The organism is Leisingera aquimarina DSM 24565 (genome assembly GCF_000473165.1).
Taxonomy (GTDB): domain Bacteria; phylum Pseudomonadota; class Alphaproteobacteria; order Rhodobacterales; family Rhodobacteraceae; genus Leisingera; species Leisingera aquimarina.
Genome location: NZ_KI421504.1, coordinates 541,214 through 567,077, shown reverse-complemented (window position 1 = coordinate 567,077; position 25,864 = coordinate 541,214). Strand labels below are relative to the sequence as shown.

Annotated in this window: 24 protein-coding genes and 2 pseudogenes; 17 read left to right on the top strand and 9 right to left on the bottom strand. The window is 59.6% G+C overall.

What is annotated here, in order from left to right:
* Positions 1–5 precede the first annotated feature (5 nt).
* The 5 genes from AQUI_RS0106605 (at position 6) to ehuA (ending at position 5,818) form a co-directional block, all read left to right on the top strand.
* A complete protein-coding gene (locus AQUI_RS0106605; RefSeq protein WP_027256797.1) occupies positions 6–2,462 on the top strand; it encodes a GcvT family protein in 2,457 nt (818 codons plus the stop codon).
* A 285-nt stretch (positions 2,463–2,747) separates the two neighbouring features.
* Positions 2,748–3,596, top strand: a complete 849-nt coding sequence (locus tag AQUI_RS0106600; RefSeq protein ID WP_027256796.1) for a transporter substrate-binding domain-containing protein — start codon at positions 2,748–2,750, stop codon at positions 3,594–3,596.
* Positions 3,597–3,665: 69 nt separating this feature from the next.
* Entirely contained in the window at positions 3,666–4,331 is a 666-nt protein-coding gene (ehuC, locus tag AQUI_RS0106595) for an ectoine/hydroxyectoine ABC transporter permease subunit EhuC (protein WP_027256795.1), read from the top strand.
* 3 nt (positions 4,332–4,334) lie between these two features.
* Complete coding sequence (gene ehuD / locus AQUI_RS0106590) at positions 4,335–5,003, top strand: ectoine/hydroxyectoine ABC transporter permease subunit EhuD (RefSeq protein ID WP_027256794.1); 669 nt, start codon at positions 4,335–4,337, stop codon at positions 5,001–5,003.
* The gene (gene ehuA / locus AQUI_RS0106585; RefSeq protein WP_027256793.1) at positions 5,003–5,818 is read left to right on the top strand and encodes an ectoine/hydroxyectoine ABC transporter ATP-binding protein EhuA; all 816 of its coding nucleotides are present in this window, start codon (positions 5,003–5,005) and stop codon (positions 5,816–5,818) included. The genes ehuD and ehuA overlap by 1 nt, the downstream gene beginning before the upstream one ends.
* Positions 5,819–5,821: 3 nt before the next feature.
* On the opposite strand, the gene AQUI_RS0106580 is transcribed toward ehuA, so the two are convergent.
* Positions 5,822–6,697: a LysR family transcriptional regulator gene (locus AQUI_RS0106580; RefSeq protein ID WP_245596873.1), complete on the bottom strand. Its 876-nt coding sequence runs from the start codon at positions 6,695–6,697 to the stop codon at positions 5,822–5,824.
* Positions 6,698–6,823: 126 nt separating this feature from the next.
* Here AQUI_RS0106580 and AQUI_RS0106575 point away from each other — a divergent pair, with 126 nt between their 5' ends.
* From AQUI_RS0106575 to tnpA, 9 genes and pseudogenes are all read left to right on the top strand, one after another.
* Positions 6,824–7,966 carry a M24 family metallopeptidase gene (locus tag AQUI_RS0106575; RefSeq protein WP_027256791.1) on the top strand — a complete coding sequence of 381 codons (1,143 nt, stop codon included), beginning with the start codon at positions 6,824–6,826 and terminating at the stop codon, positions 7,964–7,966.
* Positions 7,966–8,760 (top strand): maleate cis-trans isomerase family protein, encoded by a 795-nt coding sequence (locus AQUI_RS0106570; RefSeq protein ID WP_027256790.1) that lies wholly within the window; start codon positions 7,966–7,968, stop codon positions 8,758–8,760. The genes AQUI_RS0106575 and AQUI_RS0106570 overlap by 1 nt, the downstream gene beginning before the upstream one ends.
* A gap of 22 nt (positions 8,761–8,782) precedes the next feature.
* Entirely contained in the window at positions 8,783–10,054 is a 1,272-nt protein-coding gene (locus tag AQUI_RS0106565) for a sarcosine oxidase subunit beta family protein (protein ID WP_027256789.1), read from the top strand.
* Between the two features lie 11 nt (positions 10,055–10,065).
* Positions 10,066–10,350, top strand: a complete 285-nt coding sequence (locus AQUI_RS0106560) for a sarcosine oxidase subunit delta (RefSeq protein WP_027256788.1) — start codon at positions 10,066–10,068, stop codon at positions 10,348–10,350.
* A complete protein-coding gene (locus AQUI_RS0106555; protein WP_027256787.1) occupies positions 10,347–13,319 on the top strand; it encodes a sarcosine oxidase subunit alpha family protein in 2,973 nt (990 codons plus the stop codon). The genes AQUI_RS0106560 and AQUI_RS0106555 overlap by 4 nt, the downstream gene beginning before the upstream one ends.
* Complete coding sequence (locus AQUI_RS0106550) at positions 13,312–13,887, top strand: sarcosine oxidase subunit gamma (protein ID WP_035919838.1); 576 nt, start codon at positions 13,312–13,314, stop codon at positions 13,885–13,887. Before AQUI_RS0106555 ends, AQUI_RS0106550 begins: the two co-directional genes overlap by 8 nt.
* A 41-nt stretch (positions 13,888–13,928) precedes the next feature.
* On the top strand, positions 13,929–15,128 hold the full coding sequence (locus tag AQUI_RS0106545) for an aromatic ring-hydroxylating oxygenase subunit alpha (RefSeq protein ID WP_027256785.1): 1,200 nt from the start codon (positions 13,929–13,931) through the stop codon (positions 15,126–15,128).
* Positions 15,129–15,729: 601 nt separating this feature from the next.
* Positions 15,730–17,030: pseudogene (locus tag AQUI_RS27375) on the top strand (IS3 family transposase).
* A 254-nt stretch (positions 17,031–17,284) separates the two neighbouring features.
* Positions 17,285–17,695 (top strand): IS66-like element accessory protein TnpA, encoded by a 411-nt coding sequence (gene tnpA, locus AQUI_RS0106525; protein ID WP_027256783.1) that lies wholly within the window; start codon positions 17,285–17,287, stop codon positions 17,693–17,695.
* Between the two features lie 144 nt (positions 17,696–17,839).
* Here the strand turns inward: tnpA and AQUI_RS0106520 are convergent, their stop codons facing one another.
* From AQUI_RS0106520 to AQUI_RS0106495, 7 genes are all read right to left on the bottom strand, one after another.
* On the bottom strand, positions 17,840–18,829 hold the full coding sequence (locus tag AQUI_RS0106520) for a tyrosine-type recombinase/integrase (RefSeq protein ID WP_027256782.1): 990 nt from the start codon (positions 18,827–18,829) through the stop codon (positions 17,840–17,842).
* The gene (locus AQUI_RS27370; RefSeq protein ID WP_211236003.1) at positions 18,715–19,392 is read right to left on the bottom strand and encodes a tyrosine-type recombinase/integrase; all 678 of its coding nucleotides are present in this window, start codon (positions 19,390–19,392) and stop codon (positions 18,715–18,717) included. The genes AQUI_RS0106520 and AQUI_RS27370 overlap by 115 nt, the downstream gene beginning before the upstream one ends.
* Positions 19,393–19,410: 18 nt before the next feature.
* Entirely contained in the window at positions 19,411–19,743 is a 333-nt protein-coding gene (locus AQUI_RS31475; protein ID WP_211236002.1) for a hypothetical protein, read from the bottom strand.
* On the bottom strand, positions 19,737–19,982 hold the full coding sequence (locus AQUI_RS31470; RefSeq protein WP_027256719.1) for a hypothetical protein: 246 nt from the start codon (positions 19,980–19,982) through the stop codon (positions 19,737–19,739). The genes AQUI_RS31475 and AQUI_RS31470 overlap by 7 nt, the downstream gene beginning before the upstream one ends.
* Entirely contained in the window at positions 19,948–20,964 is a 1,017-nt protein-coding gene (locus AQUI_RS27365) for a tyrosine-type recombinase/integrase (RefSeq protein WP_211236001.1), read from the bottom strand. Before AQUI_RS27365 ends, AQUI_RS31470 begins: the two co-directional genes overlap by 35 nt.
* 203 nt (positions 20,965–21,167) lie before the next feature.
* On the bottom strand, positions 21,168–21,578 hold the full coding sequence (locus AQUI_RS0106500; protein WP_027256781.1) for a transposase: 411 nt from the start codon (positions 21,576–21,578) through the stop codon (positions 21,168–21,170).
* 299 nt (positions 21,579–21,877) lie between these two features.
* Positions 21,878–22,234 (bottom strand): TA system antitoxin ParD family protein, encoded by a 357-nt coding sequence (locus AQUI_RS0106495; protein ID WP_027256780.1) that lies wholly within the window; start codon positions 22,232–22,234, stop codon positions 21,878–21,880.
* Between the two features lie 545 nt (positions 22,235–22,779).
* Between AQUI_RS0106495 and AQUI_RS0106490 the strand changes: the two genes are divergently transcribed.
* The 3 genes from AQUI_RS0106490 (at position 22,780) to AQUI_RS0106480 (ending at position 24,924) form a co-directional block, all read left to right on the top strand.
* Positions 22,780–23,292, top strand: a complete 513-nt coding sequence (locus AQUI_RS0106490) for a TetR/AcrR family transcriptional regulator (RefSeq protein WP_245596871.1) — start codon at positions 22,780–22,782, stop codon at positions 23,290–23,292.
* 111 nt (positions 23,293–23,403) lie between these two features.
* The gene (locus AQUI_RS0106485; protein WP_027256778.1) at positions 23,404–24,510 is read left to right on the top strand and encodes an alkene reductase; all 1,107 of its coding nucleotides are present in this window, start codon (positions 23,404–23,406) and stop codon (positions 24,508–24,510) included.
* Positions 24,511–24,669: 159 nt separating this feature from the next.
* Positions 24,670–24,924 (top strand): hypothetical protein, encoded by a 255-nt coding sequence (locus AQUI_RS0106480; RefSeq protein WP_027256777.1) that lies wholly within the window; start codon positions 24,670–24,672, stop codon positions 24,922–24,924.
* A gap of 466 nt (positions 24,925–25,390) precedes the next feature.
* Here the strand turns inward: AQUI_RS0106480 and AQUI_RS29790 are convergent.
* Positions 25,391–25,864, bottom strand: a pseudogene (locus AQUI_RS29790) (M48 family metallopeptidase); the annotation flags it as partial.

Here is a 25,864-nt window from a genome sequence, read left to right as displayed (position 1 = left end):
CCAGAATGACCAAGCAACTCCCGTCCCACGCGCAGGTTGTCATCATCGGCGGCGGCATTCACGGCTGCTCGGTGGCCTATCACCTGGCCAAACAGGGGCTGACGGATGTCGTGCTGCTGGAGCGCAAGCAGCTGACCAGCGGCACCACCTGGCACGCCGCGGGCCTGGTGGGGCAGCTTCAGGGCAGCCACGCCACCACTGCCTTTGCCAAATACGGCATCGAGCTGCTGGAGGAGATCGAAGCGGAAACCGGTCAAAACCCCGGCTATCGCCGCTCAGGCTCTATCTCGGTGGCGGTCAATGAGGAGCGGATGGCCGAGTTGAAGCGCAAAGCTGATTTTGCCGCTCTTTTTGGCATCGAGGCACATTACCTGAAAACCGCTGAAATCCAGGAACGCTGGCCGCTGATGAACCCCGACGGCGTGCTGGGTGGAATCTACATGCCCAGCGACGGCTCTGCCAATCCGGTCGATCTGACCACGGCGCTGGCCAAGGGTGCGCGGATGCGCGGTGCGAAGATCCTGGAGAACATCAAGGTCGAGGAAGTGCTGACCCGCGGCAGCAAGGCAGTTGGCGTGCGCACCGATCAGGGCACGATCAGCGCCGACTATGTGGTCAACTGCGGCGGCATGTGGGCGCGGGAGGTGGGTCGCCAAAATGGTGTCGGCGTGCCGTTGCACGCTTGTGAACACTATTATCTGGTGACCGAGGCCATTGATAACCTGCCCAGCGATCTGCCCGTGCTGCGTTCGTATTGCGACGGCACCTATTGGAAGGAAGACGCGGGTAAACTGTTGTTCGGCTTTGCCCATTTTCAGGCCAAACCCTGGGGCATGAACGGCATTTCCGAGGACTTTGAATTCGACAGCCTGCCATTTGTCGAGGACGATGTGATGGAGGTGCTGGAACTGGCAATGAACCGGGTGCCGTTGCTGCAGGAAACTGGCATCCGCACCTTCTTTAACGGGCCGGAGAGTTATTCTTACGACGGGCGCTTCATCCTGGGGCAAGCGCCGGACATTTCGAACTATTTTATGCTGGGCGGGGTGAACTCCACTGGCATCCAGTCGGGCAGCGGCGCCGGCCGGGCCTTGGCGCAATGGATTATCGACGGCCATCCGCCGATTGACCTCAGCGAAATGGACCCCAAGCGCTGCGAGAAATTCCAGGCGCGCGATCCCTATCTGCAGGAACGCTGCCCGGAAACCCTGGTGCTGACCTATGCGATGCATTGGCCGAACCGCCAGCGCGAGACCGTCCGCAACCTGCGCCGCACCCCGTTTTATCACCCGATGAAGGCCCGCGGCGCCTGTTTCACCGAGGCTCAGGGCTGGGAACGCCCCGGCTGGTTTGCGCCCGAAGGGGTTGAGCCGAAGTATGAATACAGCTTTGGCCGCCAGAACTGGTTCCCCCATGTGCGGGAGGAACAGAAGGCCGCACGTGAAGCGGTTGCCATGATCGACTATACCATGCTGGGCAAGCTGATGGTCGAGGGCCGCGACGCCGAAAGCTTCCTGCAGCGGGTCTGCACCAACAACATGACGATGGCCAATGGCCGGGTTGCCTATACGCTGATGCTGAACGAACGCGGCGGTATCGAAAGCGATGTGACGGTGGCGCGCCATGGTGATGAGAGCTTCATGATGATGAGCTCAATCTCGCACACCCGGCGCGACTACCTGAATCTGCGCGACCTGATCCAGCCGGGCGAGGACGTGCGCCTGCGCGATGCGACAACCGCCTATGGCGTGCTGGGGATCATGGGGCCGAAAAGCCGCGAGCTGCTGCAATTGGTCAGTGATGCGGATGCCTCGCACGCGGCGTTTCCGTTCAACAGCCTGCGGCATTTCCACATCGGCCATGCCCCGGTGTTCGCGCAGCGCCTGTCCTATTCCGGCGAATTGGGCTGGGAGATTTTCATCACCCCGGATTTTGCCGAACATGTGTTCGAGGTGCTGATGCAGGCGGGCAAGCAGTTCGGTCTCCGCCTGATCGGCGGCGAGGCGCTGAATGCGCTGCGGCTGGAAAAGGGCTTTGTCCACTGGGGCCACGACATGGCCTATACCGAAGCGCCGCATCAGATGGGCATGGAGTTTGTCTGCAAGGCGGAAAAGCCCATCCCGTTTATCGGGCGCGACGCCTATCTGGCGCGCAAGGCGGAGAACAAGGGGCCGTTCCTGTGTTCGATCAGGCTGCGCGACCCGGAACCTTTGCTGCATCACAACGAGCCCGTCCTGCGGGACGGCAAGATCGCGGGCTATGTGACCGCCGGCGCCTGGGGGCAAACGGTCGGGGCGGCTGTCGGCCTGTGCCTGCTGACCCTGCCGGACGGCGAAACTGACAAGGCGGCAGTTGAAGACGGCCGGTTCACGGTTCTGGTGGAGGGGCAAAGCATCGAAGCCGATGTCAGCCTGACGCCCTTCTATGACCCGCAAAGCAAACGGATGCTGTCCGGCACCTGAAGGAAAGGGAAACAAGGCGATCTTTCATAACTACCGGTTATCTAAGCGCGGTAAGAAAGGTCATTTTGAGTTGCGTATTTCCGGCAATAGGCTGGTTCGAATGCCAGGCAGGCGAAGCAGCCAGGCGCCGGGGGGCCGCATCGTAGGGAGGAATGCGCGATCCATGCACAGAACCTGATTTTGCGCTCAGGGGAGGCGCTGGATCGCGGTGACGGGAGTTCAAGGCCGGTCAAGGAACGGCCGCACGCTCCACATCAATGACAAGTTAAATTCTGGGAGGAACCTATGACTTACAAACTACTGAAGACACTTGGCGGCGCTGTTGCTGCAACGGTGATCAGCACCGTGGCTGCGGTTGCCGGGCCGATTGATGACCGGATTGCCGCGGGCGAGCCGATCCGCATTGGCTTTTCCAATATCCCAATCTGGGGTTTTCCGGATGAGAACGGCGATGCCAAGGGCTTTGTGAATGAAATCGCTTTGGGTATCCTGGCTGAAATGGGGCACACCGAGGTTGAAACCACGGTTACCGAATGGGGCGGTTTGATCCCCGGTTTGAAAGCCAACCGCTATGACATGATCACCGGCGGTTTGTATATTCTGAACAGCCGCTGTGAGAATATCGCCTTTTCCGAGCCGATCGGCTCCATGGGCGACGCTTTTCTGGTTCCTGCTGGAAACCCGAAAAACATCAACAACTACAAAGATGTCCTGAATGATGACGGCTCTGTCCTCATCATGTATTCCGGTGCCAACACGGTTGAAGCGTCGCGCAAGGAGGGCCTGACCGATGCTCAGATGATGCAGGTGCCTGGCCCGACCGAAACTTTGGCGGCAATGAAGGCAGGACGCGCGGATGCGGCGGCCTTGACCTATTTCGAGGCGCTGTACCTTGCAGACCAGTCCGAAGGGGTTTTTGAAGTCACCGATCCGGCGGCGCTGCCGGAATGGACCAAAAACTGGGTCGGCATCGGGTTCCGGGATGAGGATTCCGATTTCATGGCGAAATTCAACGCAGCACTTGCCGGTTACATCGGCACCGAAGGGATGCTGAATGCGGTGTCCGAATACGGCTATACCGCCTCGCATCTGCCCGGTGACAAATCTGCAGAATGGGTTTGCGGCAACCGCTAGGTCGTCCGGGCGGCGGGTTCCTGCAACCCGCCGCACCCTGCACGTTTCCCAAGATGACAGAGCGGAACTATGAATATCTTTGACTTCGTTATCCAGTACTGGCCGCGTCTGCTGGCCGGAACCGGCATGACGGTTGCCCAGTTCTTTTTGGCGGCCGTTCTCGGCGTGGCCATCGCCCTTTTGATGGGGCTGATGAAACTTTCCTCTAACAAGCTGCTGCGCGGGTCCGCGGTCACCTATATCGAGATATTCCGGGGCACTTCGCTTCTGGTTCAGCTCTATTGGATTTTCTTTGTTCTGCCGCTGTTCGGCCTGTCGATAGACAAGTTTACCGCAGGTTATGTTGCGGTGGGCATGAATATCGGCGCTTACGGGGCCGAGCTTGTGCGCGGCGGCATTCTGTCTGTCCCCAAGGGGCAGTGGGAAGCAGCACTTGCCATCAATATGTCGCCGGCGCAAAGAATGCGCCGGATCATCCTGCCGCAGGCACTGGTCAACATGCTGCCGCCCTGGGGCAATCTGATGATCGAGCTGTTGAAGGGGACGGCGCTTGTCTCGCTGATCTCAGTGGCCGATCTGATGTTTGAGACCAAGCAGATAAATGGCTCGACTTTCCTGTCCGCCCAGGCCTTTGGCGCGGCCTTGATCATCTACTATGTTCTGGCGCGCTTTATGGTGACGCCCTTCATGCGCTGGCTGGAAGCCTATATGGCGCGCAAAATGGGGAGGGCTTGATCCATGTTTGACTGGAAATGGGAATTTGCCTGGGAAATCCTGCCACGGCTGGTCTCGGCCACCGGCAACACACTGCTGGCGGCCGGGGCGGGTTATGCAATTGCGCTGGTGCTGGGGCTGGCCCTGGCCATCGCCCAACGCAGCCCGTACCGGGGGCTGACCTTTGTTGTCCGCGAATTCGTTGAATTCATCCGTTCCACGCCCTTGCTGCTGCAGATCTTCTTTATCTTCTATGTCGGCCCGCAGTTCGGCATCCGGCTCAGTCCCTGGATGTCGGGGATGATCGCCATTGGCCTGCATTATTCCTGCTACCTGTCCGAGGTTTACCGCGGCGGCATCGAAAGCGTGCCAAAGGGGCAGTGGGAGGCGGCAATCGCGCTTAACATGACCACGGTGCAAAAATACCGCCGGGTCATCATTCCGCAGGCCATTCCTTCGGCTTTGTCGGGCATGGGCAACTATCTGGTCGGCATTTTCAAGGATACGCCGATGCTGTCGGTCATCGGGGTTGCCGAGCTTATTCACACCGCCAACGCGATCGGATCAGAGCATTACCGCTTTCTCGAACCCTTCACGATGGTGGGTATCATCTTCCTGGCAATCTCTCTTCCTGCGGCCGGTCTGATACGGCTGGCGGAAGGGCGGGTGCGCCGCAAACTGGGACTGAAATAATGTTGGATATGTCAGGTTTTCCAATGGAGCTGAGCGGTGAAAACACACCGATGGTGAGTTTTCGCAAAGTGCGCAAATCATATGGCGCGCTGACCGTCCTTGATGATCTTGATCTCGATATCAACGCCGGCGAAATGGTGTCCATCATCGGCCCGTCCGGTTCTGGCAAAACAACTGTGCTGCGGATGCTGATGACGCTGGAGCAGATCAACAGCGGGGTGATTTATGTGGACGGCAAGCCGCTGACGCATATGCCCAAGAGCGGCAAACTGGTTCCGGCCAGTGAGCGCCATCTGCGCAGCCGCCGCGCCGACATCGGCATGTGTTTCCAGCACTTCAACCTGTTCCCGCATATGACCGCGCTGGAAAATTGCATGGAAGGGCCGGTGCAGGTTCTGGGCCTGCCCAAGGCCGAGGCGCGCGACCGTTCGGAAAAATTGCTGGAACTGGTGGGCATGATCGCCAAGAAGGATCAGCACCCGTCACGGCTGTCGGGCGGCCAGCAGCAGCGGGTTGCCATTGCGCGGGCGCTGGCAATGCGGCCCAAGGTGATGCTGTTTGACGAGGTGACCTCGGCGCTGGACCCCGAAGTGATCGGCGAAGTCACAAATGTGATCCGCGGTCTGGTGTCAGAGCATAACCTGACCATGCTGATGGTGACGCATCAGATGGGTTTTGCGCGCGACATTTCGGACCGTGTGTGTTTCTTCTACGGCGGCAAGATCGAGGAGCAAGGGCATCCGTCCGAGCTGTTCGGCAATCCGCAGCGGGAACGGACACAGCAGTTTCTGAGCGCGGTGCGCGAAGCGGTCTGAACCCTAGAGATCTATCCCAACGTCCCGCAGCAGATCGCGGGTGCGTTGGGATAGAGTACCGGTCCGCCAGATGGCAAAATAGGTGCGCCCGGTGTTCAGCTTGTAGCCCTCCAAGGGGGTCAGGCGCCCGGCTTCGATTTCAAATTCCAGGACGTCGGCGCTGCCCAAGGCAATGCCCTTGCCCCGGATCGCCGCATCCAGGGAACTGCCGTAAGATCCAAGGTTGACCCGCTGCGCCGCGGACAGTTCCGCGTGCCCGGACTGTTCGATGAAGTCGGGCCAATTGATCCATTTCAGCGCCAGTTTCTCGAAATCCAGCAGGGTGCTGGCCGAAAAGTCAGGGGCTTGGGCGATTAAGCCGGGCGCGGCCAAGGGCTGCCAGATTTCCTCGAACAATACGACGCCTTCCCAACCTGAAGGAATGTCGCTGCCGTAGTAGACAACGACATCGTGCTCTTGGTTAAGAATGTCCGATTCCTTGTTGGACGCGGTAACGGTCACTGGCACGGCATCATGGCTGAGCAGATATTCATTGACCTGCGGCGTCAGCCAGAACTGCGACACCGCGATATTTGAGGCGAGGGAAAGCTTGTCATGGCTGCCCTGGCGCAACTGTCCAATGCCCAATGCCAGGTACTCCAGAGCCTCGGAGGCGTTTGCAGCAAGCTTGTGCCCGGCTTTGGTCAAGTCGACATTGCGTCCGTTCCGGGTGAGCAGCTCTACCCCCAGCCAGCTTTCCAGAAACTTGATGCGTTTGCTGACAGCCGCCTGGCTGACATTCAGCTCCTCAGCTGCGCGCGTGAAATTCTTGTGTCGGGCGACCGTCTCAAAGAACAACAGGTAGTCCAGGGGCGGGAGCGTGCTGCGATAGTTTTTCATAACTATTGGTTATCATATCTTGATAAGAGAAGTCATTTTGAAAACTGGGTTTCCGGCAATAAGCTCATTTGAAACTCAAGATAACGCCAGGCTGCACAGGGCCTATTTGCACAGGGGAAGTCCCGCATGTTCACCGAACGATTGAACCGCCTGCAGTCCAAGCTGGCAGATGCCAACATTGATGTGGCGCTAATCACCGATGACGACAACGTCTATTACCTGACCGGGTATTATGACTATCTGCATATGGAGTTCGGCCGTCCGACTATTCTGGTGGTCCCCAAGGATGGCGGCGCGCTGCTGATCACCCCGACCATCGATCTCAACAGTGCCGAGGCCGCCGCCCGGGTAGGCCGGATTGCGCCCTGGAACGACGGCATGGGCAATGAGTGGCGCGAAGAACTGCCGGGTTGGGTCAAAAACGCGGCGAAGGTGGCGATTGAGCCGGGCCACATGCCGCCGCCGGTGCGTGCCTATGTGAACGATCTGGTGGATGCCGGGAAGATCTCCAGTGTGACTCCGATCCTGAACAGCATGCGGATGATCAAATCCGCAGAAGAGCTGCAGCTGGCCCGCCATGCAGGTCAGGTGGCAACAGCAATGATGAACGCAGGCCGCGCAGCAATCGGCGATGGTGTGCCGGAGTTTGAAGTCGCCATCGCCACGTCGCAGGCGGGCACCCGCAAGGCCGCCGAGCTGCTGACCGCGCATTACGATGATGGCGATATGTCGCCCAACACGCATTTCCTGCAGATCATGGCTTCCGGCAAGGACATTGTGAAGACGCATCACCGGGCCTCGACCCGGATCATGCGGCAGGGGGAGCCGGTGTTCCTGTGCTTCTGCGGCATGACCAATTTCCACCGCTTCAAGCTGGGGTTTGACCGGACCTTCTGGATTGGCGAGCCTGATCCGGCACAAGTGGCGGTCTATGAGGTGGCCGTGGCCAGCCAGAAAGCGGCGCTGGATGCCCTGCGTCCCGGCGTGACAGCGGAAAGCATCCATGCGGAATATGCCGAGGTCATCCAAGGGGCGGGCTATGAATATCCGTTCCGCTGCGGGCGGGCGACTGGGTTCAGCTTTTTGGAGGCGCCGCAACTGGTCACCGGGGATACCACCATCATTCAGCCGGGCATGGTTCTGGCAGTGGATGGGTCTGTTTCCGTTGACACCTTCCGCGCCCAGGTGGGCGACAGCTTTATCATTACCGATGACGGCTGGGAGCCGCTGACCCAGCATCCGAAATCCGTTGAAGAGGTTATTCTGTAATGTTCCAGCCAGGCCAAAGCATCCAGTCCAAACCCCGCACTCCGGAATTGAGCGAGGGACGCCATCACCGCGCCAAACTTGGTTTTATTCTGATGTCGACGGACCCGTCGGCAGAGGGTGACTTCAAGGATATGGCGCCCGAGGGTGTGGGGGTGCACATCACCCGCCTGAAGACGGACGACTATACAACCAATGAAACCCTGTCGCGCCATATCGAGCATATGGCAGATGCGGCGTCCCGCATTCAGCCGGAAGCCAAGCCCGATGTGGTGAGTTATAGCTGCACCAGCGGTTCGATCGTGATCGGCGAGCAGAGGATTTTTGAAGAGATCCATAAAGGCGCGCCCTGGGCACAGCCGATGTGCCTGGTGCAGGGGGTGCTGGACGCGCTGCATGAACTGGGTGCGAAAAAGCTGGTGGTTGGCACGCCGTACCTGGATGAGATCAACACTGCTGAGGCTGAATTCTTGGTTGAGCGTGGCTTTGAGGTGCTGGATATTCAGGGGCTGAACATTGCCCAGGGTTGGGACATGGGGCTGGTCACGCCAGCCTATTGGAAGAAATTCGCGCTGGAAATCGACCTGCCGGAAGCGGATGCAATCTTCCTCAGCTGCGGTGGCGTGCGGTCGCTGGAAGTTGTTGAGGAAATCGAGCAGGCAGCAGGCAAGCCGGTGATCACCTCGAACCAGGCGCAGATGTGGTCCTGCCTGCGCCGGGCCGGCATCATGGATGAACTGGAGGGCTTCGGCCAGATTTTCAAGCATCCCGGCCGCGTGCTGAAAAGCACCATCTAAGGCGCTCGAAAGACAGATCAAAATGACTAGATTTTCCGCATGGAATATCTTTTGGCAGGGGATGTCCGGCCAAAAGGGCTGGACCCGTCAGTGGCGTGATCCAGAGCCAAAGCCGCATTACGATGTGGTTATCATCGGCGGCGGCCTGCATGGGCTGGCCACCGCCTATTACCTGTCCAAGAACCACGGCATCCGCAATGTCGCGGTTCTGGAGAAGGGCTGGATCGGCGGCGGCAATGCCGGGCGCAACACCACGATTGTGCGCTCAAACTACACCCAGCCGGGCAACCGCGAGTTCTATGAGCATTCGCTGAAGCTGTGGGAACAGCTGAGCCATGATTTGAACTACAATGTGATGTTCAGCCAACGCTCGCATATCGCCCTGCTGCACAGTCCCGGCGCAGTGGACGCGGCGTCGCGCAATTACAACACGATGCGGCTGACCGGCAATGCGGATGCGGAAATCTGGAGCCTTGGGCAGCTGAAAGAGACGGTGCCGCATCTGAACTACGGGGGGGATGCGCGGTTTCCCATCATGGGTGCTGCTGTGCACAAGCGGGCCGGAACCGCGCGGCATGACGCGGTTGTCTGGGGCTATGCGCGCTCCGCGGACCAGCTGGGTGTCGACATCATACAGAACTGCGAAGTCACCGGCATTCTGTGCGATGGCGGCAGGGTCACCGGGCTGGAAACCTCACGCGGGAAGATTTCTGCAGGTAAGCTGGGCCTTGCGGTTGCGGGCAATACCTCACGTCTGTGGAACATGGCGGGGATGAGCCACCTGCCGATTGAATCGCATAAACTGCAGGCCTTTGTTTCGGAGCCGCTGAAACCCTTGCTGGATCAGGTGGTGGTCTTTGGCATGGGCGGCGCGCATTTCTATATCTCGCAGTCGGACAAGGGTGGCATGGTCTTTGGCGGTGATCTGGACTGGTACAAATCCTACGCGCAAAAAGGCAATCTTCCGATTGTGCAGGACGTGGCCGAGGCAGCGATGTCGGTGCTGCCCTGCCTGGGCCGGGTGCGGCTGCTGCGGCATTGGTCCGGGGTTGTCGACATGTCGATGGACGGCACGCATTTCATCAGCAAGACGCCGCTGGACAACCTCTATCTGAATGCGGGCTGGAATTACGGAGGGTTCAAGGCAACGCCGGCCGCAGGCACCTATTTTGCCGATTTGATCGCCAATGACAGGCCGCACAAGGTGATCGCCAACCACGATCTGAAGCGGTTTGAACGCGGCATCCAGCTGGATGAGCGCGGTGCGGGCCCCGATCCGAAACTGCACGGATAAGGACATAGAGAATGATTAGAATACCCTGTCCGTTCTGCGGCACCCGGGATCATAGCGAGTTTGCCTATGGGGGCGACGGATCAATCACCTATCCCAGCTTGGATGCGCCCATGCAGGACTGGCACGACGCGGTTTTTCAGCGCGAAAACATCTGCGGCGTACAGGTCGAGACCTGGCAGCATGTGAACGGCTGCCGCATGTGGATTCTGGTCGAGCGCGATACCATGACCCATGAAATCCACTCCGTCCGGCCTGCCCATGCGGGTATGGCCAAAGCACTGGGGGCGGCATCATGAGTGCGTCACGTCTGATCAATGGCGGCCGGATCGACCGCTCCTGCAGGCTGCGTTTCACCTGGGACGGACGGTCGTTCGAAGGCTTTGCCGGCGACACCCTGGCCTCGGCGCTGATGGCCAGCGGCGAGACGGTGTTGGGCCGCAGTTTCAAATACCACCGCCCGCGCGGCATCATGTCGGCAGGGGTTGAGGAATCCGGTGCGATTGTCACTCTTGGCGCAGGGGAACGGGCAGAGCCCAATACCAAGGCCACCATGGTGGAACTGTATGACGGGCTGACGGCCTGTGGTCAAAATGCCTGGCCCAATGTGCGCAGTGACGTGGGCGCGGCATTGGGGCTGTTCGGACGGTTCTTTTCAGCCGGGTTTTATTACAAGACCTTCATGGGATTGCCGCCGTTTGAATGGGGGCGGGGCACCGGCATCTGGATGCAGTATGAAAAGCTGATCCGCAAAGCGGCCGGCATGGGCGAGGCGTCGCGGATTGCTGATCCGGATGCCTATGACCATGTGCATGCCTTTTGCGATCTGCTGGTGGTTGGTTCCGGGCCTGCGGGTCTGAATGCCGCGCTGACAGCGGCGCAGCAAGGCAAGGATGTGATCCTGGTCGAGCAGGATTTCGAGCTGGGCGGTGATCTGCTGAACCAGGCGGACCCTGTGGTAGAGGCGCAGCGCCGGGACTTGGTGGCAGGGCTTGAGGCCGCAAACGTGCGGATCATGACCCGCACCACGGCGTTCGGGCTGTATGATTATGGCACCGCGGGCCTGCTTGAGCGGGTGACAGACCATCTGGCGGTCAAGCCCGCGCATGCGCCGCGCCAGCGGTTCTGGACGGTGCGTGCGGCGGCAACGGTTCTGGCAACCGGCGCGCTGGAGCGCACAGTGGCCTTCACCAACAACGACCGGCCGGGGGTGATGACGGTGGCGGCAGCGCGGGCCTATCTGAACCGGTTCGGTGTGCTGCCTGGGCAGAATATTGTGCTGAGCACCAACAATGACTCTGCCTACGTCACGGCTGCCGAGCTGGCCAAGGCTGGGGCCAACATGACGCTGGTGGATCTGCGCGACCGTGTGTCCGAAGCGCATATCGTGGCCATGAAGGCGGCAGGCGTTGAGGTGAAAACCGGGCTGGCGCCGCTGAAAGCGCATGGCGGCAAAGCTGTTACCGGGGTTGCGCTGGCACGGCCTGAGGGCAAGGGCTGGGCAGCGGCGGAAACCTTGGCTTGCGACCTGTTGCTGGTTTCGGGGGGCTGGTCGCCGGTGGTGAATTTAGTGTCCCATCGTGGCGCCAAGCCGGTTTGGGACAAGGATCTGGCCTGCTTCTTGCCAGCGCCTTGCGGGGACAATGTCGTGATGGCGGGATCTGCGGCCGGGCATTGGAATGCGGGTGACTGCTCCGCATCAGGCATTGCTGCGGCAAAGACAGCCATGGGCGAGCCGGCAGAGGCTCCGGCCTTGGGCGGAGCGGAGACCCCGATCAAGCCACTGTATGAAGTGCGGCTGCCGGGCAAAAAGACTAAGAGCTTTGTGGACTCGCAGCATGATGTCACCGCCGCCGATGTGCGGCTGGCGCATCAGGAGGGGTTTGTTTCTGTCGAGCACCTGAAGCGCTATACGACGCTGGGGATGGCGACGGATCAGGGCAAGATGGGCAACGTCATCGGCCTTGCGCTGATGGCCGAGGCCCTGGGCAAGGAGATACCTTCGGTCGGCACTACACGCTTCCGCCCGCCTTATACGCCGGTCGCGATCGGTGCACTGGCCGGGCGCAATACCGGCAGTCATTTCAAGATTTTGCGCCGCACGCCGCTGCATGACTGGAACCTGCGGCACGGGGCAACAATGACCGATGCGGGACTGTGGCACCGGCCCTGGTTTTTTGCCCGAAAAGGCGAGACCATCACCGAGGCTTATATCCGCGAAGCCGCAACTGTGCGCGACACGCTGGGTATCTGCGACGTCAGCTCCCTGGGAAAAATTGCGGTGCAGGGACCGGATGCATCGGAATTCCTGAACCGGATTTACAGTAATGCCTTTGCCAAGCTGGCCGTGGGTAAGGCGCGTTACGGGATCATGCTGCGCGATGACGGCATGGTAATGGATGACGGTACCACCTGGCAGCTGTCCGAGAACAACTTTCTGCTGACCACCACAACCACCAACGCGGGCAAGGTGATGGTCTGGCTGGAGGAGCTGCTGCAGCTGCGCTGGCCGGATTTGAAAGTGCATGTCACCTCGGTTTCCGATCAATGGGCGGGCGTGTCCGTTGCCGGCCCTAAGGCGCGCGGCGGCATAATGGCCTGTCTGCAAGATCCGGCGGCGGTGTCTGCGGATAACCTGCCCTTCATGGGCGTTATCGAAACCCGGCTGAAGGGCGGCATCAAATGCCTGATTGCGCGGATCAGCTTCTCGGGTGAGCTAGCCTATGAGGTCTATGTGCCAAGCGATTACGGCGAGGCGATGATGGATCTGCTGTGGGAGGCGGCGGAGCCCATGGGCGGCTGTCTGTACGGACTGGAGGCACTGGGCACCCTGCGGATCGAAAAAGGCCATGTGACGGGTGCCGAATTGGACGGCCGGGTGACAATTGATGACGCCGGACTGGGCAGGATGGCCTCGGCCAGGAAGCCGTTTGTCGGCAGCGCGCTGCGCCAGAGACCCGAGCTGATGCGCGCAGACCGGCCGCAGCTGGTCGGGATCTTCCCCAAGGACCGCAACCAGACCTTCAACGGCGGCGCATTGCTGTGCAAACCGGATGAGATTTCCGGCTTTGGCGAAGGCTGGGTGACGGCGGTGACGCATTCCCCGGCGCTGGGGCACTGGATCGGGCTTGGCTATATATCAGGCGGTCATACGGCGTGGCAGGGCAAGGCGGCGACAGCCACTGATCCGGTACGCCAGGGGGATATCGCGGTCGAGATTGTTTCGCCCCATATGTTTGACCCAGAAGGAGGACGGATGCATGGCTAATCCGATTTCAGCGCTGCAGGCGGCGCGAAGGATAGGCCGCTTTGGCACCACAGAAATGCCCTGGGTTACCATTGAGGAAATTACCGGTTTCGGGCTGCTGCAGTTTGCAGCCTGGGCTAGCACGCTGGCCGAAACCGGGGCAGAGGCCGCACGAGTGGCCGGATGCAGCGCCAGCCCGGCGCCGGGCCAGTCTGTTCGGGGGGCAAATGGCACGCTGTTGCGGGTTGAGCCGCTGAAATGGTGGCTGCTGGTGCCCGCTGTCGCCAAGACGCCGGACCCGGAACTGGCGCCGCAGAAGGGGGCGGTGCTGGATCTGCTGCAGTCCCGCTGCTGGCTGCGGATCAGCGGCAGCCCTGCGGAAACCCTGCTGAACCACTTTCTGCCGCTCAATCTCGGTTCCGGCGCCTTTCCTGCTGGCGCGGTGGCAATCACAGCCTTCCATCACACCGGTGTCACGCTGTGGCGGGATGTGCAGGGTCTGAATCTGCTGATGCCCCGCAGCACAGCACGGTCTTTGTGGGAGCTGCTTAGTGAAAGCGCGCGGCAGTACGGGCTGGCCGAAAAGTAGCCCCGGTCCCATCGCGCCCACTCTGTCTGGGAGGAAAGAGAATGAAACCGAACATGCCGATTGCTGAGCTGCTGGAGGCCTTGCGGCACAACGCCGAGCTGCCGGATGAGCTGGCTGAGGCGACGCCGCCGCAGATCTATACCTCGCCCGAGTTCCTGGAACTGGAACTGGATGAGATATTCAACCACGAGTGGTTCTGTGTGGGCCGGGTTGATGAGTTTGAAAACCAAGGCGATTACCGGACCATGAAAATCGGCCGTGATCCTGTGGTGGTCTTGCGGGACCGGGATAACACCCTTCGGGCGATGTCGAATATCTGCCGCCACCGGATGGCAACGCTGATGGAAGGCTCAGGCAATTTGAAAGGGCGCATCACCTGCCCTTATCATGCCTGGACCTACAATCTGGACGGCCAGCTGATCGGCGCTGCCCATATGCGGGACAATTTCAACAAGAAAGAGGTCTGCCTGCCGCAGTTCCAGGTCGAGGTCTGGCAGGGCTGGGTCTATGTCTCGCTGGATCCCGAAGCGCCGCCGCTTGCGCCGCGTTTGGAAATGCTGTCAGAGCATCTGAAGAACTATCAGCTGGACAAATACCGCACGTTGTTCCGCGCCGAGGAGATCTGGGATACCAACTGGAAGATCCTGGTGCAGAACTTTACCGAGGGCTATCACCTCTTTGTGGCGCATGCGAAAACGATTGAGCCGGCGATGCCAACGAGACTGGCCAATGCGATGCACGGCAGCGAGGGGCACAGTCTGTACAAACAGGGGCGCATTCCGGGTAAATCCTATGAGCGCGCGTCTGACATGGAAGTCGATAACCCGTTGCTGACTGAGGAGGACCGCAACACTGCAGTGCTGTCCGCGGTCTTCCCTTGCCATGTGATGTCGGTGGTGGCAGAGCGCACCTTCTGGCTGTCGCTGCAGCCCTATGGAACCGATAAGGTCAAAGTACTGTGGGGCGCGGATTACTACCCCGGGGCTGTGCCGGAGGATCCACAGGAGCGGGCAACCTATGCGGCTGAACTGAAAGCCGGGTTTGATGCGATCAATGAAGAGGACAAGCCGATCATCGGCGGCATCGCGCAAAACGCCAAAGCGCTTGCTGCGGCTCCGGGGCGGCTGTCTCCCAAGGAGCGCACAGTCTGGTATTTTCAGCAGTATCTTGCGGCGCAGCTGTGCAAGGGATTCCCGCCTGAAGTGACGCCAGATTTCAGGAGGACAGACGCAACTTCTTGAAACCTGTTAATGTGAGTTGAGCAAGGATAAGTCTGGACTGATGTTGACGAAATGGAACCCTGACAGTTGAAAGGCGGTACATGGAATAGCGTTACTGGAGGTGACAGCTAAAAGTATTCTGGCGAGAGTTGGTAGCCATAAATGACCCGGAAGACAGGGCGGTAGCCTGGTACCTGGCAGGCTGCGCTTGCGGAGAACGTCGTCGCACCGCTTTGGCATGCAGAAATCTCAAATTACGCAGTTGCGTCGAATGTCACCTTTGACGTGATGCAGTGCAGCACCCAGTATCGATAGAAGTGGCCCAGTTTGGGTCGATCTTGCTCGCGCGATTACGCTGCGGCTGCGAAATGCTGCAACTGCCCGCTCGGGACTTTGGGCTCTAAGCAGTTTGGGCAATGCAGTTGAGTACTGAATGCCTTTGAATCGTTGCTTGATCTGAAAATACTCTATTGACTTGCCAGGCGCTGTCGAAGGATTTCAGAACCGAGCCTGCTCTTCAGTATTGAGAGCAACTCGGTCTCAAGCTTGTGCGTGGTGACGTGCCCCCCGCGAAATCCCTCACCATGATGTAGAGTCTGCCCAACCCTGAAGGAGCAGACGAATGCGGAAGAGCCGTTTTACCGAGGCGCAGATTATCCACTGCCCGGCAGGCGATTGCGCAGCAATCTGCCGAGAGGGGGGATGATCAAGTAGCAAGAGGCAGGCATGCAGACGGCGGAGGTGTGCCGCAGGCACGGGCTCAGCCCGGCAACGTTCTACAAGCTGAAGTCCAAGTATGGCGGCATGGAGGTGTCGGAGGCCGCGAGGCTGAAGGCGCTGGAGGACGAGAACGCCAAGCTGAAGCGGCTGCTGGCCGATACAATGCTGGATCGAGCCATTGGAACGCCATTGGTCTGAGAGACAATGGCAAGGGTGGTTCTAAAGGATCTTCTGGGAAAGAACTGACGACGCTGACCAAGCGGCGAGAGGCAGCGCTCAGGGCGATGCGGGATCACGGCATCTCGCAGCGCCGGGCCTGTCGACCCAAAGACAGTCCGGCGCGAACGCCCGCCGGACTGCCCTGATATCCGCAAGGAGATGCAGGAGATCGCCGGAAAGCGGTGCCGGTTCGGCTATCCCGCTGTCCGGCAGGCGATGCAAGCATCGCCGAGAGGGGCGGATTGGCGTGTTGCTTGAGCGCAAGGGCATGAGAATGAACCACAAGAAACTGTATCGGCTCTACCGGGAAGAAGGGCTGTCAGTGAAGCGGCGGCGCGGCCGCAAGCGGGCTCGTGGAACGCGCTCCCCGATGCCGGAGGCTGCGTATCCCAATGCGCGCTGGTCTCTGGACTTCCTGGCTGACAGCTTCGGGGCATCCCGGAAATTCCGCATCCTGGCAGTGATAGACGATTGCAGCCGCGAAAACCTGTGCCTGATTGCTGACACCAGCATCTCCGGCGCACGTGTTGCGCGTGAGCTGGATGCGCTGGTGCGGATCTACGGTAAACCCGGATGCATAGTCAGCGATCGAGCCATTGAGGCGCCATTGGTTCAAGCTCAATGGTGAGGGGGACAGAGTTCACGAGCCGGGCCATGCTGAGGTGGGCCGATCAGAACGCAATTCCGTGGCACTATATCGACCCAGGGAAGCCGCAGCAGAACGCCTTTATCGAGTCATTCAACGGCAGCCTGCGCGACGAACTGCTGAACGAGGAGATATTTGACACCCTGGACGACGCCCGCCGGAAGCTGGCGCTCTGGCGTTACGATTACAACACCGTCAGGCCGCACTCATCGCTCGGGAACAAAACACCGTCCGAAGCGCGCCGGACGCTTGAGCAATTTGAGGGCTCCGCGCCTGCCGCGCTTGCCAAGCCCGAAACCGACGACTACCAAAATCAAACCCGCAGACTCTCGTCATGAGCGAGGGACCCGCGGGGGGCAGGTCAGTTGAGCAACGCCCCTTAGAGACACGCCAAGGGATCTTTAGGCAGGGGCTGAACGGTCTATTCGGGGCCAGAAACTCAGCAACAAGCCAGGCGGCGGTAGGCCGCCTGTGCTCAGAAGATTTGAAACGGGTCAATAAACAGACGTATGCGGTGGCCCGGCCCCACGTTGTAGGGGCGATGCTCGCCTGCGAGATCTTGCACATCTCATAGTGGGGAGTACGTTTCGCAATGTGCGCTACAAATTCGTTTCTCAAATCGTTGGGCGTCGAGATCTACGCGTCGGGTCACCGGCGGTGGCCGGATGAAGCCAAGGCCCAGGCAGTGGCGGATACGCTCGAACCGGGCGCGACTGCGAATGGCGTGGCGGCGCGGTATGGAGTCTTACCAAACCAGCTGTCGGCTTGGCGCCGGCTGGCGAAGCAGGGGAAGCTGGTATTGCCAGCGGCGGAGCTGGACGAACCGGTCTTCGCCCCGCTGGTGGTCTGCGATGTTCCGGAGGAACAGCCGGCGCCGGACATTGCCGCTTCAGCAGAGGTGATCCGGATCGTTTCGGGCGAAGTCAGGATCGAACTGGCGCCGGGCACGCCCGCAATCCGGATCGCCGAGATCGTGCATGCGCTCGGAGCCACGCCATGCTGATGCCCTCGCAGGGCGTCCGGATACTAGTGGCGACAAAGCCGGTGGACTTCCGCAACTATGTGGCGACGATTATTATGCGGAGCCGAAGAAGCAGACCGGCACTTTTTCGGACGGTTCCGCCTACATTGACTCCGCATAACTATTCTACCGCGCGGAAAGCATCGCGAGCAGTTTGTCCGGTGGCCGGAACTTGCCCGGCTTGATGCCGAGCGGCTCCAGAGCGTCAAGCATCTCGAGTTTTTCGGTTGGGTCGGCGCGCAAGTAGATCTCGGTGCTCTGGAGCGTGGCGTGACCAAGCCACAGTGCGACCTTGCGAATGTCCCGGGTCGCCTGAAGCATGTGCATTGCGCAGCTGTGCCGCAGAACATGGGGCGTTATCGATTTGGCCGCCAGGGTGGGCGCGATGCGGGCAGCCGTATTGGCATGTTTCTCGAGAATGTATTCGAAACCGGCACGCGTCATCATTCGACCGGCATTGTTCAGGAAGAGCGCGGTGTCGCCGACTTCGGGTCTGATCGCGATCCAGGCGCGAATTGCGGCAGCGGTTTCCTGCCAGAGCGGCAGCACGCGCTCCCTTCGTCCTTTGCCAATGATATGGATGCTGGCAGGGGACCGCCCGTCAAACTGGTTGAGCCCGGCGCTGATGAGTTCGGAAACGCGCAGCCCTCCGGCAAAAGCCAGATGCAGCATGGCTCGATCACGGATGCCCGATGCTGTCCTCCGATCCGGAGTATCGAGCAGCGCTTGTACTTCTGTCCTCGAAAGCGACGCTACAAGCCTCTGATCAACCTTCTTCATCGGAATGGCATGCACCCGAAGCGCCTGGTCCAGCACGGCAGGTACTCGGTGCTCGAGATAGCGAAAGAAGGACTTTACGGCTGCCAGCCTTGCGTTGCGCGTACGGGCCTTGTTGCCTCGCGTCTGTTCGATGTGCTCGAGAAAGGCAAGGATCGTGGGCACGTCGATGTCTTCGATCTGCAGCAGGCACGGCCGCTTTCTCAATCGCCCGGCGGCGAATGTCACCAGCAGTTGGAAGCTGTAGGCATAGGCATCGCAGGTATGAACGCTTGCGCGTCTTTCATTGGGAAGATGGTTGCGCAGGAAGGCGGCGAGGTGCTGGGCAAGCTGGGCCATGCCGTCACCCCGCAATGCAGCCTCTCGCCGTCAGCTGCCATGTGTGTCATCAGCTCGGGTGTTACCTCGAGATACCAGTATGTATCGGTGACATGGGCATGCCCCAAATAGGTACTGAGGGCCGTGATATGCCGCGCCACGGCTTTGGAATCGTGCGCACAGGCCTCAAGGGAGCGAACAGCAAATGTGTGGCGCAGATCATGAATCCTGGGGCCCGGTGTTCCTGCCGCACCGCGCAAGCCGATTGACCGCGTGATCTGGAGGAATACCGTTGCGACTGTCGAATAGGCGAGCGGCGTGCCCTGATGCGAAAGGAAAAGTGTGCCGCTCGGGCTGGCCGCCTTCAGACGCATCGTAAGATACCCGTCAAGAGCGCGTCGAGTCGTTGGATGCAGTGGCAACAGCCGGCTCTTCTTAAACTTGGTCTGGGCAATGATCAGGCCGTCATCGGTCACGTCCGGCAATCGAATGGCGATGGCCTCTGAAACGCGCATGCCTGTTGCCGCAATCAACCCGAACATCGTGGCGTAGGTGAGCGGGCCGGATCGAGCCAGCGGGGCCAAGCCTCTGGGCGGCGTCGATCAGCCGTTGGATATCACTGGGACTGTAGATGTAAGGCGTGCGCCGCTTGCGGCTGGCACGGCCGAAGAGATCGGCGGAGGGAACTTCATGGCTCGGATCTTCGGCATTAAGCGCGCGCGCGCGAAGCGACGTACTGTCAAAAGCCGGTTGCGACGTTGTTCTGGAGAAGATGCCTGTAGTGCCCATTCTTGCACGGTGGCTGTTGTTACGACATGCTCACTGCGGCTCTCGGCAAAGGCAACGAAGTTGCGTAGAAGACTGCCTTGGGTACGGAATTTCAACCCCAGCGCCTGGTGCAGCGCGACATGATCGGCGAGGAGTTGACTCAGCATGTCAATTCTCCCGGCCAGGGTTGAGCGATCTGTTCCAGCATCGCGATACCGACCTTGGCGTAATGCGCAGTCATATCAAGCGAGCGGTGGCGCAGAACCGTGCCGACAGCTTCCAATGTGGCCCCGACCGCAGCATCGAAGTTGCCGCGGAGTGGCGCAGCAAGCTCGCTCCGCTCGATGGCGGATCGGAAATGCCGGCGCGCTTTAATGCCAGCGCCACAATGGCCGAGACGTGGCATGATTGCTCAAATGAGCGGTAGGGGCGACCATCATGAGAAAGACCGCGTCCTGAGGCATGCGCGGGCGTTCCTGTTCGATATACGCGAGAAGCGCATCGCCTACATCTTGCGGCAACGGCAGCCGAACCTGGCGACGCGCCTTGCCACTCAACTTCAGGATACCGGCGTTCCAGTCGATATCGCCCAGTCTGAGACCAGCGACATCCCCGGCCCGCACCCCCAGGCGCGCCAGAAGGAGCAGGATCGCCCGGTCCCGCAGGCGCCCCCGGGCAAGCTGATCGCAGGATGCAATGACACGTTCCACATCTGCGGCTGCCAGATACCGCGGCAACGACGAAAGACGCCATTGTATGACCGGCGGAATGGCGTGATCGAGGTTGGGACGGCACAAGCCCGCGCCGGCGAGAAAGCGAAGATAGCTTCGCAAGGCGCTTGTTATGGTTCTCAGGCCGGCCGGACCGGTTTGCCCCCGCCATTTGCGGACAACAAAACGTATCCGGGCAGCATCATAATCGTGGGTCGCTGTACCGAGTTCCGGCAACAGCTTATTGAGGATGCGGAGATGACGGGAAACTGTCCGTTCCGCCAAACCCCGATGCAAACGCAGCCAGTGCTGATAGTCGTCAAGCAAGGGAAATTCTGGCGCGGCCTTCAACGGCGGAGGTGCGACGCCCGCACCTTGTAGGAAAACAACAAACCTTCTGGCACGTCGCGCATACTTTGGTGAGACATGCTGCCATCGCCGCCCGCCGGGACATTGGCACTGGTGTTCGGCGAAGCGACGAACAACTCCATCATCGACGCTGACCATCGGTATGCCGGTGCTTTCCAGCCAAACCGCGAAATGGCGTGCCGATGCCCTGTAGCCTTCAATGGTCAGCGGCGAATACCTCTGAGCGCCAAGCTCGTCCGCGAACTGATCGATCCACAACGAAACCGGCCCCGGATCCAGGAACCAGCGATTACGGTATTGGTCAGTCATCTTCTCTCTCCTCAAGGTGTGAAACCATCGCGGGAGAGCATAGTTATGCGGGGCGCATGTGCCTGTTTGTTCTGCCTAACCGGCTGTAAAAAAGCCACAATCCAAGAGGCGATGTACACGGCTCCGCATAATAATCGTCGCCACATAGTTGCGGAAATCCACCGGCTTCGCCGCCACCAGTATCCGGACGCCCTGCGAGGGCATCAGCATGGCGTGGCCCCGGGCGCATGGACGATCTCGGCGATCCGGGCTGCGGGCGTGCCGGGCGCCAGCTCAATCCTGACTAGGCCCGAGAGGATCCGGATCTCCTCTTCGGATGCGGCAATGTCCGGTACCGCCGGCGTCTCCGGCACATCGAAGACCACCAGCGGGGCGAAAACCGTGCCGTCAGCCTCCGCCGCTGGCAAAACCAGTTTTCCCTGCTTCACCAACCGGCGCCAAGCCGGCAGCTGGTTCGGAAGAACTCCATACTGCGCCGACATGGCATTCACTGTCGCGCCTGGCTCAAGCGTATCCGCAACGGCCTGCGCCTTCACCGCATCCGGCCAACGCCGGTGACCCGACGCGTAGATCCCGACCCCCAACGAAATTAGAAACGAATTTGTAGCGCACATTGCGAAACGTACTCCCCACTATGAGATGTGCAAGATCTCGCAGGCGAGCATCGCCCCTACAACGTGGGGCCGGGCCACCGCATACGCTGATAAAGAAGCACCACGCATTCGACGGCAGACGGCCGATTGACCTCTGTAACAGTGGTGAGGTGTTTCGCGTAGCTCGTTACATTCGAGACTTGAAACGCGAAGCTTGGAAGATGTGAACAGTATGACTGCTATGAATTAGGATTGCTCCGCCTCCCAGGAGGCAACTAGCTCAGGCTGACAGACCTCAGCTAGCAGAAAAAGGTACAGTCTCAACCGCCAGTGTCGCGCTTGGCGTACACAAGATTGCCCCCCGCATCGAGGCCAACTCCGCGGCCCAGTAACTGACGCTGGGCAAAGAATTTCTCTTCAGCTTCCGAAGGGTGACTCATTTTATAGGTGAACGCATCCAGCCACGTGGTTTCCTCATCATCACGCGGATGGGGGTGGGCAAGGTTGCCTCCGAGCATGGCGGTGATGCGCGCATAGTCGAAACTACTGGAACGTTCGATTGCGCGGCCAATCTTTAGCCAGTGGGTGATCTGACCAGCTAATGAGCGACCACTCAGTTCTGCTTCACGGCGGACCAAGGCCATGACGTCATCGGCAAGCTTCACGGTTTGAGCCATGTTCGCCTCCTACACTGACTAATGGGTAGCGACATGCCACCTGAGAGTCAAAGTTCTGACGTCGTCGCCCCTTGGGAGACTCGGTTGGGGGCGATGAGGAGGTAATCGGGCTGGGTTGTCGATCTTTGATGTGGTCGGTGGCTCTTCGATGGGAGCGCTTAACCAGACTCTGACCAAGTTGTTTGTGTCTTCGAGCCCGCCGCCCCAGCGCTGCTTGGTTTGGATGCTACGAGCGCACTAGGTCACTTCAGCCCGAAGCGGACACGACCTCTGACACGCGGAGGGACCTCGATTTTCTCTGCGGCTGCAAGGTCAGCACGCGCCAGAGGTACGGCAGACCCTCCCGGCGAAATTACAAAAGTTTTTCCTGGCGCCAGACTCAATGCGGACTGAACATTCCAAAAAGGTTCTGCGCGCGCCTTGTAATTCCGGACCGGCCATTCCACATCCATCCCATGAGCAAAGAACAACATCCCGTTGGCGGTAGTAAAACCGCCGCAGCCCCAGGCCCGGGCCGGCCGCGCGCCTTTGACGAAGCCGAGGCTTTGGAAAAGGCCCTGTGCGTATTTTGGCACAAGGGCTATGAGACCGCCTCCGTGGATGATTTGACCAAGGCGATGGGTTTGAGCCGGTCCAGCTTTTATGGGGCATTTGGCAACAAGCAGGATTTGTTTCATCAAGCGCTCAGTCACTATTCGCGGCGTGCTTTGAAAACTCTGCGCGCCGTTGCCGATGCGGGTGGAGACGACCCGGTTGGTGCGATGATGGAAGCTCTGGCGAACCCGCAGGGCGGCCGTGACGGTTGCATGCTGATCAACTGTCTAACTGAGCTTGCTCCGCACGATGACGAAGTGGCGGCTCTCGGGCGGCAGCATTTGGAAAGCATAGACGAGATCATTGCGAAAGCACTTGAGCCTTCGGACCCGGGCCGGGCGCTCGACAAGGCGCGCGCCTATGCCTCTTTGGCAATCGGCACGCTGGCCTTGCGCAAGGCGGGCGTTCCCGGCGAACGGATATCGCAAACCCTGAAACAGGCCCGGTCGGTGATTAGCCCCTAAGGGTCTCCCTCAGACACCAGAACCTGAAACCCAGCAAGAAACGGCGACTTTAATTTTGGACTATTTAGTCCGAAAACACCTGAACCAAGCAGAGCAAAGAAGGAAACAGCGATGGCTGATGAAAAACTGTTCTCCGGCACCAAAGCCGGTGCAATCGAACTGAAAAACCGCGTTGTCATGGCACCGCTGACCCGCAATCGGGCCAGGGCCGAAGACGACAGCGTCCATGAACTGCAGGCCAAGTATTATGCTCAGCGGGCGGGAGCGGGCCTGATCATCACCGAAGCCTCCCAGATCTCGCCCCAGGGCAAAGGATATGCCTGGACCCCCGGCATTTATTCCGATGCGCAGGTCGAGGGCTGGAAGAAGGTAACTGATGCTGTCCATGCCGCGGGCAGCAAGATCGTGATCCAGCTTTGGCACGTGGGCCGGATTTCGCATACCAGCTTGCAGCCGGACGGAGGTGCACCTGTTGCGCCCTCTGCAATTGGTGCCAAGGCCATGACTTTTGACGGTGAGCAGTTTGTCGAAACATCGGACCCGCGGGCTTTGGGCGCCGAGGAAATAGCAAGCATAGTTGCGGACTACCGGAGGGCTGCGGAGAACGCCAGGAGGGCTGGGTTCGACGGTGTCGAGGTCCATGCCGCCAACGGGTATCTGATCGATCAGTTCCTGCGGGACGAGTCCAACAAACGCGACGATGCATATGGCGGCCCTGTTGAGAACAGGGCGCGGTTCCTGAAGGAGGTCATGGACGCGGTTGTAGATGTCTGGGGCGCTGACCGCGTCGGTGTCCGCCTCAGCCCGTTTTCGGACGTCAACAACATCTCCGACAGTAACCCGCAGGCGACGTTCGCCCATGCAATCAAGTTGCTGAACGGCTATGGTCTGGCCTATCTCCACCTTGTTGAAGGCCAGACCGGCGGCCAGCGTGATATTCCTGAAGGCGGCGATCTGAGGGCGCTCTATGACCTGTTTGACGGTGTGAAAATGGGCAACAATGCTTATGACCGCAACATGGCGGTCGAGGCGGTCGAAAACGGAGCCGTGGATCTGGTGGCCTTCGGACGGCCGTTCATTTCAAACCCGGACCTGGTTGACCGGCTGGAGAAGGGCGCGCCGCTGAATGAGCTGGATCCGGCGACTCTCTACGGCGGTGACAAAAAGGGCTACACGGATTACCCGGCACTGACCGACGAACCGGTCGCAGCTGAGTAACCTTTGAAACCTCCGGCGGCCTGGCATCCAGGAAACCAGTGCCGCCGGGACACTTCTGTGCATGGTGGGATTGTCCCGCTCAGGTCAACCTGATTGCGGCGTCGCGTAATCCTCATTACACCAATCGAAGTGCAATGACGCATGAGCCGGGGAAGCGAAATGACTGACAAATCGGTGCCGAAGTCTTGGCAAGAACTGCACGATCATATCCTTGCGGTGCTGGTCAAGAACGGCTCTGATCGCGATGTCGGAGATTTTGAATACTGGTTTGATCAGGAGCCGAAGACAACGCTGGCGCCCGTCATTCTTCACGCTTCAGTTGGCCTGGACGGGCTAAAAGTCGGCTATCAAGGCGCAGATGATGTCGTCGATAGATTGATGTGTGCAATGACGAATGCCGGTCGTAATGACTGACAGTGAGCTAGGCGACTGATCTGACGGGGCTGGTCGGTTTGTTTGAGCACGGCTGGCCTTAGAAGTTCTTCACTTTACGTCACTGGTGTGTGGGAATTCACCAGTAAATCCAGTCGCAGCAGAGAGTGCCTGCGAAACTTTGGGGTTGTGCTATGCAGCAACTGGTGCACCATATGTGGAGCAAAATTGTGTCCTAGTTGCTTCTGGGAAGCCTGCACCATTCATTCGCGAGATAATCGGGCTGATCGCGCAAACTTATGGGCAAATAGTGCAAAACTATGTGCAAGTGACGCACCATATTATGGGCGCGTACCCGGGAATTTTCCCAATGAAATCAATCAGTGGGACGCAACTTTATGGGCGATCCTACACGGTTGTAGGATCGCGTGTAATCGTGCGCGATCCCCATAATTTTGCGTAATTGACCCAAAGGTTTGCGCGGCGGCGGCGCGGTGCGTCGCACATTTCAGTCGATCCATGCCTCCAGGGGAAGAGCGTTGAGCTCTTTGCGCACATTGCGCCACCGTGGCATTTCCCGGTCGAGAACGGCAGTGAACCTCTGATCGTGCCGAGGCGAAATCAGGTGAGCGAGCTCGTGCAAGATCACATAGTCGATCATGCCCTCTGGCTTTTTCACGAGCGAAGAGTTCAACCAGATGATCCGTTTTTCGGCGTTGCAGCTGCCCCATTTCGTTTTCATGGGGCGGATGCCCCACCAATCTGGATGCGCTCCCAGCCGAGCGGTCCAGGCTTCGAACCTCGGAAGCGCCCAGTCACGAAGACGGTTTTTCATCCAGGAGGCCATCCAGCGTTCCCGTTGAACGGTATCTGTCTCGGAAGGGACCTTGAGGATCAATCGGTCGGACCCGGATCGCACGATACGATGGACCTGCTTGTCCCACTCCTCAACTTCGAGCCGAAGCGGACGACCAAAATAGAA